General features: G+C 62.9%; 9 protein-coding genes. 7 read left to right on the top strand and 2 right to left on the bottom strand.

Annotated elements, in window-relative coordinates:
- Positions 1-13 precede the first annotated feature (13 nt).
- Both ppdK and EGJ68_RS10385 read right to left on the bottom strand, forming a co-directional pair.
- Positions 14-2,629: a pyruvate, phosphate dikinase gene (ppdK, locus tag EGJ68_RS10390; RefSeq protein WP_123034472.1), complete on the bottom strand. Its 2,616-nt coding sequence runs from the start codon at positions 2,627-2,629 to the stop codon at positions 14-16.
- Positions 2,630-2,773: 144 nt separating this feature from the next.
- A complete protein-coding gene (locus EGJ68_RS10385; protein WP_123034471.1) occupies positions 2,774-3,661 on the bottom strand; it encodes an LLM class flavin-dependent oxidoreductase in 888 nt (295 codons plus the stop codon).
- Between the two features lie 216 nt (positions 3,662-3,877).
- Between EGJ68_RS10385 and EGJ68_RS10380 the strand changes: the two genes are divergently transcribed.
- The 7 genes from EGJ68_RS10380 (at position 3,878) to rlmKL (ending at position 12,249) form a co-directional block, all read left to right on the top strand.
- Positions 3,878-4,906, top strand: coding sequence for a TIGR03617 family F420-dependent LLM class oxidoreductase (locus EGJ68_RS10380; protein WP_123034470.1), 1,029 nt, complete (start codon positions 3,878-3,880; stop codon positions 4,904-4,906).
- A gap of 90 nt (positions 4,907-4,996) precedes the next feature.
- Positions 4,997-6,184 (top strand): acyl-CoA dehydrogenase family protein, encoded by a 1,188-nt coding sequence (locus tag EGJ68_RS10375; protein WP_123034469.1) that lies wholly within the window; start codon positions 4,997-4,999, stop codon positions 6,182-6,184.
- A gap of 12 nt (positions 6,185-6,196) precedes the next feature.
- Positions 6,197-7,315: an acyl-CoA dehydrogenase family protein gene (locus tag EGJ68_RS10370; RefSeq protein WP_123034468.1), complete on the top strand. Its 1,119-nt coding sequence runs from the start codon at positions 6,197-6,199 to the stop codon at positions 7,313-7,315.
- Between the two features lie 51 nt (positions 7,316-7,366).
- Positions 7,367-8,077, top strand: a complete 711-nt coding sequence (locus EGJ68_RS10365; protein WP_158283605.1) for a hypothetical protein — start codon at positions 7,367-7,369, stop codon at positions 8,075-8,077.
- Positions 8,056-9,198: a hypothetical protein gene (locus EGJ68_RS10360; protein ID WP_158283604.1), complete on the top strand. Its 1,143-nt coding sequence runs from the start codon at positions 8,056-8,058 to the stop codon at positions 9,196-9,198. Before EGJ68_RS10365 ends, EGJ68_RS10360 begins: the two co-directional genes overlap by 22 nt.
- Before the next feature lie 46 nt (positions 9,199-9,244).
- Positions 9,245-9,922 carry a helix-turn-helix domain-containing protein gene (locus tag EGJ68_RS10355; protein ID WP_123034465.1) on the top strand — a complete coding sequence of 226 codons (678 nt, stop codon included), beginning with the start codon at positions 9,245-9,247 and terminating at the stop codon, positions 9,920-9,922.
- A 50-nt stretch (positions 9,923-9,972) separates the two neighbouring features.
- Positions 9,973-12,249, top strand: a complete 2,277-nt coding sequence (gene rlmKL, locus EGJ68_RS10350; RefSeq protein ID WP_123034464.1) for a bifunctional 23S rRNA (guanine(2069)-N(7))-methyltransferase RlmK/23S rRNA (guanine(2445)-N(2))-methyltransferase RlmL — start codon at positions 9,973-9,975, stop codon at positions 12,247-12,249.
- Positions 12,250-12,542: the final 293 nt, after the last annotated feature.

Below are 12,542 nucleotides of genomic sequence, written 5' to 3'. Positions count from 1 at the left end.
GGGTTACTCCTTCTCAGCCGCGCCGACTTTCGGTTTCGCGGCGCACCTTGGCCTGAGCGGCGGCAATGCGCGCCACGGGCACACGGAAGGGGCTGCAGGATACGTAGTCCAGCCCCAGGTCGTGGAAAAACTGTATGGAGCGCGGGTCGCCGCCGTGCTCGCCACAAATGCCGTACTTGATGCCAGGCTTGCGCGCGCGACTTTCCTGCACCGCCAGCTCCAGCAAGCGCCCCACGGCGCGCTGGTCAAGCGAGACAAAGGGGTCGCTCTCCACCAGCTTTTTCTCCAGGTACATGGGCAGGAACTTGCCGACGTCATCGCGGGAGAAGCCGTAGGTCATCTGGGTGAGGTCGTTGGTGCCGAAACTCATGAATTCCACTTCCGGCGCCAACCGGTCAGCGCCGAGGGTCGCCCGTGGCGTTTCCATCATGGTGCCGATTTTGTAGGGTACGGAAACGTGTTTTTCTTTCATGACCGCCTGAATACCGCGGTCAATGATTTCGCTGATCAGGCGAATCTCGCGCACGTTGACCACCAGCGGAATCATGATTTCCGGCAGGGGCTTGAGCCCTTCTTCAATGGCTCGCACGGCGCCACTGATGATCGCCTTGACCTGCATTTCGGTAATTTCCGGGTACACGATAGACAGCCGGCAACCGCGGAAACCGAGCATCGGATTCACTTCTTTGAGGCTCTCGGTCATCTCGCGAATCTTCTCCACGGGCTTGCCAATACGCTCTGCCAGTGCCTGCATATCGGCCTCATCGTGCGGCAGGAACTCGTGCAGCGGTGGATCCAGCAGGCGCACGGTCACCGGCAGGCCATCCATGACCCGGAACAGGGCCAGCATGTCCTCTTCCTGGTAGGTCAGCAGGCGCTGTAGGTAGCGCTGCCGCTCTTCCTTGTTTTCAGCCAGGATCATGCCGCGCATCTGGTCAATGCGCTCTGCCTCGAAGAACATGTGCTCGGTGCGGCACAAGCCGATGCCTTCGGCGCCCAATTCGCGTGCCTTGGCGGCATCCTCTGGCGTTTCGGCATTGGCGCGCACCTTCAGGCGGCGGTGCTGATCGGCCCAGGAGAGCAGGATCTGGAAGTCCTCGCTGCTGCTCGCTTCGGTTTTCGGTACGTCGCCCAACATCACCTCGCCTGCCGTACCGTCGAGGGTGATGACATCGCCGCGGCGCATGACAACACCCTCGGCTGTGGTTGCCGTGCCTTGCGCATAGTTGATACTCAAGCCGCCGCAGCCGGTGATGGCACAAACCCCCATGCCTCGCGCAACCACTGCGGCGTGCGAGGTCATGCCACCTAATTCGGTGAGAATACCCGCGGCGACCTTCATGCCGTGGATATCTTCCGGCGTGGTTTCCCGGCGCACCAGGATCACGCTGGCACCTTTAGCCGCAACCTCAACCGCTTCTTCGGCAGAGAACACCACGCTGCCGGTGGCGCCGCCGGGGCTGGCGGGCAGGCCGGTGGCGACAATCTCCGTTTTCTGCGCCGGGTCGACCATGGGGTGCAGGAAAGACTCGACGTGTTCGGGCGACACCCGCATCAGGGCCTCACTCTCGGAAATCAGTCCCTCGCGCACCATGTCCACCGCAATCTTCACCGACGCCCGCCCGGTGCGCTTGCCGCTGCGCGTCTGCAGCATGAACAGCTTGCCTTCCTGCACGGTGAACTCGAGGTCCTGCATGTCGCGATAGTGCTTCTCGAGCAGGGCCTGAGTCGTGAACAGCTCGTCATAGACGTCCGGCAGCCGCTCTTGCAGGGCAGACACCGGCAGCGGCGTGCGAATGCCGGCCACAACGTCTTCGCCGGCCGCATTGAACAGGAATTCGCCAAAAAAGGTGTGATCACCGTTGGAGGGGTTGCGTGTGAAGGCTACACCGGAGCCGGAGGTGTCACCGAAGTTGCCGAACACCATGGCCTGCACGTTAACGGCCGTGCCCAGTGTTTCTGGAATGTTGTTCATTTCCCGGTACACGTAGGCGCGCGGGGTATGCCAGGACAGGAATACCGCTTCCACAGCAAGCTTCAACTGTACAAACGGGTCTTCCGGGAAGTCCACCAGCGTCTTGTAGATGCGGATGATTTCCTGCCAGTCTTCGGCGCCCATGTCGACGTCGTTGGGTTTGCCGTGGGCGGCCTTGTATTGCTCGATTTCGTGCTCAAAGCGTTCGCCGTCGGCCTCCAGAACCACATCGGCGAACATCTGGATAAAGCGCCGGTAGCAGTCATAGGCAAAGCGCGGGTTGCCGGTTTTCCGCGCCAGGCCTTCAGCAATTTCGTCGTTCAGTCCCAGGTTGAGAATGGTATTCATCATGCCGGGCATGGACACCGGGGCCCCGGAACGCACTGAGAAAAGCAGGGGGTTTTCCGGGTCGCCGAAGCGCGCGCCCATTTTCTTCTCCACCAGGTCTAGGGCGACCCGGTATTCCTGCTCCAGCAGCGGTGGCAGCTTGTTGCCCGACTCGAAGTACTCGCGGCAGGTGGGGGTGGTGATAACGAAACCATAGGGTACCGGCAGGCCCAGTGAGGTCATTTCACAGAGGTTGGCGCCCTTGCCGCCGAGTAGGTCTCGGTCATCCTTGCTGCCTTCGTTGAACAGATATACGCGCTTGGCCATGGGCCCTCCGGCTTGTTAAGGGAGTTGCTGTCGGAATTCGCGCGCGAGTATAGCGGAAAAGGGGGAGGGCGTCCCGGGCGGGTAAGCGCCGGGCAGGTCAGCCCCGGCGCAGGTCAATACAGGAGCCGGCGCACACCGTGCAGCTCAGCCCCGGCGCAGCAGCAGGTCTCCGAGACGGTCTACCTCGGCCAGATCGGCAGTGGCAGGCACCAGGAAAAGCTCCTCGCAGCCGGCCGCCTGCGCATTGTCGAGCGCTTCAAGGACTGCATCCTCGGAACTGCGATGCACCGATTCGGCCATCATGGTGGCAATTTCCGGACCCGCGATGGCCAGGTATTCATAGACGTAGTCGTACAGCCGCTGCGCGCCATTGTCTGCCAGTGAGCACCAGAACCCGCCCAGTCGATAGGGTTTACTGTCGCGCCCGGCGGCTTCCCAGGCGTTGTCGGCCATCTGGAAGGCGTTGGCCAGCTCGCCTTGTTCGCCATTGCCGGACCAGGCGTAGAGGCCATCGGCCCACTGCGCACAGCGGGCGATGCTTTTTGGTCCCAGGGCGCCGGCAAGTAGCTTCGGCCCGCCGGCCTGTGTGGGCGCGGGGCCAATCACGCCGCCGCCGGGGATGACTTCCTGCTGGTTCCATACCTGGCGCAGCGTTTCGACCTGGGTGTCCATGCGGCCATAGCGGCCCTTGAACGGCGCTTCGAGTGCCGCGTAGTCCTTGTCCCTGCCGCCGTAGCCGACACACACGTGCTGTACGCGCCCGCCGGAGAGAATATCCAGGCTGGCAACTTCTTTGGCCACTTGTACAGCGCTGTGCATGGGCAATACGTAGAGCGTAGGGGTGATCATGACTTTGCGGGTGCAGGCGGCAGCAGCAGCCAGCAACACACGCATATCAAACGTCGGGCCATGCACGCGCTCGCCGCAGGAAATGCTGTGAAAGGGGCCAGCGTCGACGCGCTGGAACCATTGCAGGTAGTCGTCGCGGGTCAACCCGGCTTTCATGTACGGCAGACAGATTCCAACTTTCATTTTTATGGTGCCCCGGAAAATTAAAAGAAGCATTATGACGCAGACCCGGCAACCCGTGCCCGCCCGGGTGTACACCTATGTGAACCAGCGCGCTTGAGCCGTGTTCCGCACGCGCATGAAGCGGGCACAGGAACATGGGCAGACACCCCATTAAATGGCCAGTGCGTTTATGCTGTGCATTGCGTACCGCAAAGCCTCGGCACAGGAGCAGAGTCGATGTCGATAAAAATAGATGGCCCGTTTTACGCCCACTTGAGTGGCTCTGCCGAGGAGGCCCGGCGGCTGGCACAGCTGGGTTACGACGGTGTGTACACACTGGAAGGCAGTACCGACCCGTTCCTGCCACTGGTGCTGGCCGCCGAGCACGCCCCGGGGCTGGACCTGGCAACGGGTATTGCTGTGGCGTTTCCGCGTAATCCGCTGCACCTCGCCTATCAGGCCTGGGACCTGCAGAAATTCAGCCAAGGGCGCTTTATGCTCGGCATAGGCTCTCAAGTGAAAGCGCATATCGAGAAGCGTTTCGGCGTTGAGTTCAACCCTCCGGCGGCGCGCATGCGGGACTATATACTGGCCCTGAAGGCCATCTTCGCCTGTTGGCAGAATGGCGAGCCATTGGCTTACGAGGGTCGCTTCTACCGCCATACATTGATGACGCCCATGTTCAATCCGGGCCCGAACGCGTTCGGTGTGCCGCCGGTATTGTTGGGTGCTTTGGGGCCGCGTATGACCGAGGTGGCCGGAGAGGTTGCCGATGGGCTGATCGTGCACCCCTTCAATAACCCGCTATTCCTGCGCAATCAGGCGCTCCCGGCGGTGCAGCGGGGATTGGCGCTGGCGGGTCGACGGCGCGCAGACTTCACCCTGCAGATCAATGCCATCGTCATTACCGGTGAAGACGACAAGCAGTTCGCTGCGGCGCGCAATGCCGTGCGCGGCTTGTTGGGTTTTTACGCATCCACTCCGGCGTATCTGCCGCCCATGGCGGCCATGGGTTTCGAGGGTCTGCAGCCCGAGCTCAATCGTCTTTCCAAGGCGGGTGACTGGGAGGCCATGGGCGGGCGCATTGATGACGATTTTATTGCGGCGTTTACCGTCAGTGGCCACCCTGGCGATATTGCCGCTGCACTGTTGGCGCGTTACGGCGACTGCGCGGACCGGCTGGCTATTTACGCGCCCTACGCGGCCCCCGATGGCATGTGGCGCGACATCATTGCAGATCTGAAGCGCCTGCAGCATGCACAGTGACCGCTTTCGCCAGAAAGTCTGGCCTCTTCCCACCCTGTATTGGCCGCCGGGTGGCGCTATGATGAAGCCTTGCGGCAGGGGGAGACGCCAATGAAAATCCAGTTCACTGAGGCCCAGGTTGCATTGCGCGACGAGCTGCGCGCTTACTTTGGCGAGCTGATGACGCCGGCGCTGCAGGCAGAGTGCGAGCGCGACATGGGCGAGGGCGGCGGGCCGCTGTGGCGCGAGGCCCTCGCGCGCATGGGTCGCGACGGCTGGATAGGGCTCGGCTGGCCGGAGGAATACGGTGGCCGCAATCTCTCGCCGATGGAACAGTTCATTTTCGTCGAAGAGGTGATGCGAGCAGGCTATCCCTTCCCGTTTCTCACCACGGAATCGGTGGGGCCTACACTGGCCGAGCACGGCAATGCCTGGATGCGCGAAGAGATCGTGCCGAAGATTCTGCGCGGGGAATTGCTGGTCTCCATTGGTTATTCGGAGCCGGATGCAGGTACCGACCTTGCCGCGGTGCGCACCTCGGCGGTGCGGGAGGGTGACGACTGGATTATCAACGGGCAAAAAATGTGGACCTCACTGGCTCACTTCTGCGACTACACCTGGCTCGCCGCCCGCACCGATCCCGATGCCGCGAAAAAGCACAAGGGGATTTCGATGTTCCTGGTGCCCAACAGCGACCCGGGCTGGAGTTGTACGCCCGTGCACACGCTGGGTGGTGTGCGCACCAACGCGACCTTCTACGACAACATCCGCGTCAGTGACGCACACCGCGTGGGTGAGTTGCACGGCGGCTGGAAGCTCATCACCAGCCAATTGAATCGCGAGCGCCTCAGCCTGATCAATTTTGGCCCCATCTCCGAACTGTTCAATCAGGTCGTGCATTGGGCGCGAGCCGAGCCCGGCGAAACCGGTGGCACCATCGCCGAACAGCCGTGGGTGCAGGCGAACCTGGCCCGCAGCCGCGCGCTGATCGAATGCATGAAGTTGATTGTGTACAAACAGTCGTGGGCCATGACCGAGGGGACACTGGCCATGGCGGATGCCTCAGCGGCCAAGGTGTTCGGTTCCGAGGGGTTCATCGAAGTCTACCGGTTGTTGGGCGAGATCGTTGCAGAGCGCGGCCTCCTGCGCAGCCGTTCTCCCGGGGCTGCTGAACAGGCTGCGCGTATTGAGCGCCTCTATCGCACAGCGTCCATCATCACCTTCGGTGGCGGCGCCAACGAAATCCAGCGTGACATCATTTCAGCGGCGGGGTTGTGGATGCCCCGTGCCAGTCGCTAAGGGGAATTCGCCATGGACTTCGGTTTTTCAGAGATTCAACACGACCTGCGCGGTTTGGCGCGCAGGATTCTGGACGATGGGGTGTCGGCCAGTACACTGGCGGCTTACGACGAGTTCGCTGCGCCGCGCTTTGATCGGGCGCTGTGGCAAACCCTGCTGGACAGCGGCTTGTCGGGTATTGCCGTGGCGGAAGAGCACGGCGGTATGGGGTTGGGATTCATGGAACTCGGCCTGTTCATTGAGGAGCTGGGTCGCAGCATCGCACCCGTGCCGGTGCTGGCGCATTGCGTGGCCGGGATGTTGCCCCTGCAGCAGTTTGCCAGCGCTGAGCTGCAGTCCCGTGTTTTACCCGCCGCCGCGCGGGGTGACATTCTGCTGACGGGGGCGTTCTGGTCCGGCTCGGCAACACCGGAGCTGCGGGCGCAGAACACCCCCGAAGGACTGCTATTGACGGGTCACTGCCGCGCCGTGCCGTTTGTCCAGCAGGCGGACTGGTTGCTGGTGCCGGTTCAGGTTGCCGCTGGTGTTGCGGTTGCACTGGTGCCCACCGGTGCCGTCGGGGTGCGCAGCAACGCCTTGCAAATGACCCATTTTGAACCTCACGCAGACGTCGAATTCAACAATGTCCTTGTGCCGGAGGCCGACATTGTGCTGGCTTCCGGCGGGGAGACGCTGGTCGCCTGGACCCGGGAGCGCTGCACCGCCGCAGTGTGTGCACAGCAGTTGGGGGCCGCGGATTGTGCGCTGCGTATGGCCGCCGGTTACACCAGTGAGCGCAAGCAATTCGGCGTGCCGGTGGCGACCTTTCAGGCAGTGGGCCATCGCATGGCCGATTGCTACATCGATGTCGAATGTTTGCGGCTGTGCACCTGGCAGGCGCTGTCGCTACTGAGCGAGCAGCGTGCGGCAACCACCGAAGTACAGATCGCCAAGATCTGGGCGGGGGATGTCGGGCACCGGGTCAGCTACGCCTGCCAGCATGTGCATGGCGGCACGGGTATTGACCGCGATTATCCACTTTGGCGCTATTGCCTCTGGCTGCGCTTCAATGAGATGACCCTCGGGTCCAGCGCGGCCCAGGGGGCGGCGCTGGGGCAGCGTCTGGCGCGGGGGGAGGGGCTCTTCGACTAGCACCGGTGAGGTGGTGCCGAAACGCAGAATGTGCTCCGGTTGTTACGCGCCTTGCGTTACACTGCGCCCATGTTGCTGCGTGTCTCTACGGTTCTGCTTCTGGTGTCGCTGGTTGCCTGCGGCAATACGCCGTCGCGTGAAGCCACCGCCAGCAGGGCCGGTGTCGATTTTGGTGGGCAATGGTCGCTGGACTACGGCATGAGCGACAACCTGCAGGTTAGCCTCAATGTGCTGGTGCGCGAACTGCAGCGCCAGGCCGAGCGGCGCGCGCAGGCGGCCGGCTCCGATACGCGCGCTGCCACAGCCGGTGTGCTCTTGGGGGGCTCGGGCAGCGACAGCGGGTCCGCTATTATCGGACTGGCCCAAATGGCCGATCTGGTCAGCCGCAGCCCGCTGCTGGATATTACCCAGGATCTTCAGGGCATCCGCGTGCGCCGGGAGGATGATTTTGCCCTGGACTGCGATTTCCACGACGGGCGCCCGCAAGCGGTAGAAACACCTCTGGGTCGCGAACTCTGTGCCTGGGACGGTCACCAACTGGTTTTCGTCCTGTCTCTACCCGACGGTCTCGGCATCCGGCATCGTCTCACCCTTGGCCCGGATGGCCAGTTCCTGAATATTGCCAGCACGGTGAGTTCGGACCGTGTCTCCCAACCCTTCACATTGAACCGCGTCTATCGCCGCATGGAGCCGGGCGCGCAGGGCTTCTCCTGCCAGCAAACCCTGACACGAGGTACCGTGTGCACAACCGAAACCGAGTGAAACGGGCGAGCCTGCTACTGTCTGTTGCGCTGTGCCTCTGTGCCTGCGCCACGGCGCCACCTGAGCCGGTGCCGGGCGCTGACCCCGCGGTCGCAGGCGATACGATGCCCGCCGTGGGGAATGTCGCCCTGGAAACCGTGCCATCGCCCCTCACGCCGGCACTCGCTTTGGTGGTCGCGAGTTTTGACCCCGGGCTACCCGCATCCACCGTGGGGCTCAGCCGAGCGGGGATTTTCCCTGAAATCCGCAAGGCCGAGGCGCGCTTCATGCCAGTACTGCTACGTCAGGTGCTGCAGACCAGCAATGCCTGGGGTCCTGTGCGCGTGCTGCCGGAGCCACAGGCCAGCGCCGAGCTGCAGGTGGACGGGCGTATTCTGCACTCGGATGGCCATCTGCTGGTTTTGCAGGTGCGCGCTGTCGATGCTGCGGGCAGAGTGTGGCTGGACCGGCGCTACCGGGATGAATCACAGCCGGGGGACTTTACCGCCAGCGGCGCCGAGGACCCGTTTATCGACCTGTATCGTCAGGTGGCAAACGATCTGCTGGCCGCTTATCGCCAGCGGGCAAGTGCGGAATTGGCGCAGCTGCCGACCATTGCCCTGCTGCGCCAGGCCCGCGATCTGGCGCCGGCCGCATTCACTGGCTACCTGGACGAAGACGAGACGGGGCTGCGCCTGCGTCGCGCGCCGGCAGAGGACGACCCCATGATTGCGCGTGTGCAGCGCATCCGCGATCAGGAATACCGGTTTATTGACGCGGTGGACCAGCAATATGTCGATCTGTTTGAGACCATGCAACCCACCTATAACCTCTGGCGACAGTTCGGTCGCGAGCAGGCGGAGTACCGCGAAGAGTACGCCCAGCGCCTCGCCCAGCGCGAGAAGGCCGGACCGCGCGGCACCTATGCCGCCATGGAGCAAACCTACAACGCCTTCAAATGGAGCAAGATCCAGCAACAGGATCTCGAAGACCTCGCCCGCGGCTTCAACAATGAGGTGCAACCCACCGTGCTGGAAGCCAGTGGCAGTGTCTACCAGCTGAGCGGCAGTCTCGAGAACCAGTACGCGGAGTGGCGTGATATTCTCGGAGAGATTTTCCGCCTTGAGTCCGGTCTGCCCTGAACGGGGCGCATCGGCAAAACCCGGAGGGTTGCGCTAAGCTTGGGCCATGAGCGAGAGAAAATCGAACGATGAAGCGGAAAGCCTGCTGGCGGGCCTGATGCGATTCACCGGGCAGGTAGCGGGTGGGACGCTGGAGATCGCGCGACACACCGCGACCATGAGCGCCATGTTCGGTGAGGGTTGGGTGCGGCAGATGTTGCTGCACAGCATGGAACCGGAGCGTCTGGAGGCGATGGCAGACGCCGGGCATTTCCTCCGCGATGCCCGCGAAACGGCGGGGCTGTCGTTGAAGGAGCTCGCCGACAGCCTCGGCCTGTCTGACAAGACCGTACTGGAAGAGGTGGAGCGTGGTGACAAGATCATGCCGCTTGAGCTGGTTCTGCGCAGCGCGAGCCTGCTAGCGCGGCACGATCCGGTGCCTTTCCTGATCAAGTTTCTGCGCACCTACAACCCGCAGCTCGAGCAGGTGCTTGAGCAGTGGGGCGTTATGGCGCTGCCCCGGCAGTACGAGCGTGAACGACGCTTTGTGAATCTGTACCGCCAGCACGATGCCCTGCGTGGATTGAGCGATGACGAGCACGACCGCTTTATCCAGTATATTGATAGTGCAGCCCAGCTTGTGCTGGATGTTATGCAGAAAGAAAAGGCGGCCAACAGCCCGCCAATGTCGGCACCCAAACGGCCGTCGCCCGCGCGCAAACGCACCCCGCGCAAGCGCAGTTAGCCGCGCTTTCCGGTACACTGTGCGGCCCGCAGACATCCCCGGAATATTGCATGCCAAGCGCCACCTCATCCTCTCCCGCTTCGACCTTGCAGCCGGCCAGCGCCAGTCGCCAGTGGTTCGCCACTTGTCCCAAGGGCATGGAAGGCCTGCTCCGCGACGAGATGCTGGCGCTGGGCGCAGACAGCGCGCGCGAGACGGTTGCGGGTGTATATTTTGCAGGTCCACTCGCCATGGGCTACCGCGCCTGCCTCTGGTCGCGGCTGGCCAATCGGGTGTTACTCCCGCTGGCGAAATTCGAAGCGGGGGACGCCGATGCCCTGTATCGCGGCGTACGCGCGCTGAACTGGCGCGACATCTTTGCCCCGGAGCAGACCTTCACGATCGATTTCACCGGGGAGAACGCACAGATACGCAACACCCAGTTTGGCGCCCAGCGCAGCAAGGACGGTATTGTGGACTGGTTTGTGGGCAAGGGCTTTGCGCGGCCGTCGGTTGACCGGCGCAACCCCGACCTGCGCTTTAACGTTCGTCTGTCGAAACACGGCGCGCTGCTGGCGCTGGATATGTCCGGCGGTAGCCTGCACCGGCGCAACTATCGCTTGCAGGCGGGCGCAGCACCGCTGAAGGAAAACCTCGCCGCGGCCATTTTGCTGCGTGCTGATTGGCCGGGCATGGCAGCCCGGGGAGGCGCGCTGATCGACCCCATGTGCGGCTCTGGCACCCTGCTGCTGGAGGCGGCCATGATGGCCGCTGACATCGCGCCTGGCCTGGGCCGTGAACGCTTCGGGTTCGAGCGCTGGCAAGGGCACAATGCGCCGCAATGGCAAGCGCTGCTGACGGATGCGCAGGCGCGCGCCCGGCGCGGCCGGCAGGTGCAGCTGCCGGAAATGCGTGGTTATGACGCAGATGCGACCGTGATTCGACGCGCGCAGGAAAACATTGCGCGCGCCGGCCTGCAGGACGCTGTGCGGGTCAGTTGCAAGCCCCTGGCGGAGCTCAGCAAGCCCTCGTACCGTCCGCTGCCGCACGGCCTGGTGGTCTGTAACCCCCCTTACGGCGAGCGGCTCGGAGACCGCGAGAGCCTGCCTTATCTCTACCGGCAGCTGGGGGAGGCGTTAGTTCGTGAATTCAGCGGCTGGCAAGCGGCGATTTTTACCGGGGACAAGGGCCTGGGGCGCGCCACAGGGCTGCGCAGCCACAAGCAGTACACCCTGTGGAATGGCGCGCTTGAAGCCTCTCTGCTCCTGTTCGACCTGACCGACAACCGTCTCAGCGAGCACTCGCCGGGTGCGCCCGGCCAGGCGGCGTCACCGGCTGGCAGCGCGGAATCGGCAACGGCAGAGGGCGAGCTGTCCCCCGGTGCCACCATGTTTGCCAATCGGTTGCGCAAGAACCGACGCCGTTTTGCGGCCTGGGTGAAACGTGCGGGCATTGAATGCTACCGGCTGTATGATGCCGATATGCCGGAATACGCTGTCGCGGTCGATCTCTACGGCGACCGTGTGCATGTGGCGGAGTACCAGGCGCCGGCAGGCGTCGATCCGGAGGCCGCGGCTGCACGTCTCGCGGAGATACAATCAGCGGTGCCGCAAGCACTGGGCGTGGCGGCGTCCGATGTCGCCTACAAAGTCCGGCAGCGCCAGCGAGGCGACGAACAATACGGTAAGCAGGGCGCGCAGGGTGAATTGTTGACCGTGCGCGAAGGGCCTGCAAGGCTGCTGGTGAACCTGCGAGATTACCTGGATACCGGGCTCTTCCTGGATCATCGGCCCCTGCGGCTGCGGCTGGGGAGCGAAGCCGCAGGTTGCGACTTTCTCAATCTGTTCTGCTACACCGGCACGGCTACGGTGCACGCGGCGCTGGGCGGGGCCCGCAGTACCACCAGTGTGGACCTCTCCAACACCTACCTCAGCTGGCTGCGCAAGAACCTGGCGCAGAACGGGTTGGACGAAAGCCGCAATCATATCGTGCGCGCCGACTGCCTGGCCTGGCTGCAGGACTGCAAGCAAAAGTTCGACCTGATCCTGCTGGACCCCCCGTCTTTTTCCAATTCGCGCAAGGTCGAGGCCAGTTTTGACGTGCAGCGTGATCATGTGCCCCTGGTCCGGGCGGCGCTGGCCTGCTTGCGTCCTGGTGGTACGCTGTACTTCTCCAATAACCGCCGCGGCTTTCGTCTCGATGCCGAACTCGCGCGCAGTTTCACCTGCGAGGATATCAGCCGCGCAACGCTGGACCCCGACTTTCAGCGCAATCCCAGGATTCACCAGTGTTGGCGTATTACCCTGCCGGAAACGGCGAAGGCAGAAAACCCGTGGGCTCGCCGGTAAGTGTCTGCAAACACGAAAAATTTTCTGTCCACACGCCTTGACTCACATCGTAGCCTTTGGTAACGGCAATACTTTTTCTCGAAATGAAATCATAAGAGTTCATTAACCTTATGATAAATATAGTTTATTTAATAATTTCTATCGCAGGGTTTGGGTGGGGCAAGCCAGCCAGGCGGTTGGCGTCGCCACAGAGTGTCCCCAGAGTTATCCACAGGCCCTCCTGTGGATAACCTGTACGCAATGTGCCAGAGCGGGCATGGGCAATGTTGCAACGTGGGTCTCCGGGTCGGCCT

This window comes from Haliea alexandrii (assembly GCF_003719295.1).
Lineage (GTDB): Bacteria > Pseudomonadota > Gammaproteobacteria > Pseudomonadales > Halieaceae > Haliea > Haliea alexandrii.
This window is presented reverse-complemented; position numbering and strand designations above follow the sequence as displayed.

Bases quoted from the DNA above. Each gene is read 5' to 3' on its own strand.
- EGJ68_RS10355 (WP_123034465.1), top strand. From the start codon at position 9,245: ATGAGCGAGAGAAAATCGAACGATGAAGCGGAAAGCCTGCTGGCGGGC.
- ppdK (WP_123034472.1), bottom strand. From the start codon at position 2,629: ATGGCCAAGCGCGTATATCTGTTCAACGAAGGCAGCAAGGATGACCGA.
- EGJ68_RS10375 (WP_123034469.1), top strand. From the start codon at position 4,997: ATGAAAATCCAGTTCACTGAGGCCCAGGTTGCATTGCGCGACGAGCTG.
- EGJ68_RS10385 (WP_123034471.1), bottom strand. From the start codon at position 3,661: ATGAAAGTTGGAATCTGTCTGCCGTACATGAAAGCCGGGTTGACCCGC.
- rlmKL (WP_123034464.1), top strand. From the start codon at position 9,973: ATGCCAAGCGCCACCTCATCCTCTCCCGCTTCGACCTTGCAGCCGGCC.
- EGJ68_RS10370 (WP_123034468.1), top strand. From the start codon at position 6,197: ATGGACTTCGGTTTTTCAGAGATTCAACACGACCTGCGCGGTTTGGCG.
- EGJ68_RS10380 (WP_123034470.1), top strand. From the start codon at position 3,878: ATGTCGATAAAAATAGATGGCCCGTTTTACGCCCACTTGAGTGGCTCT.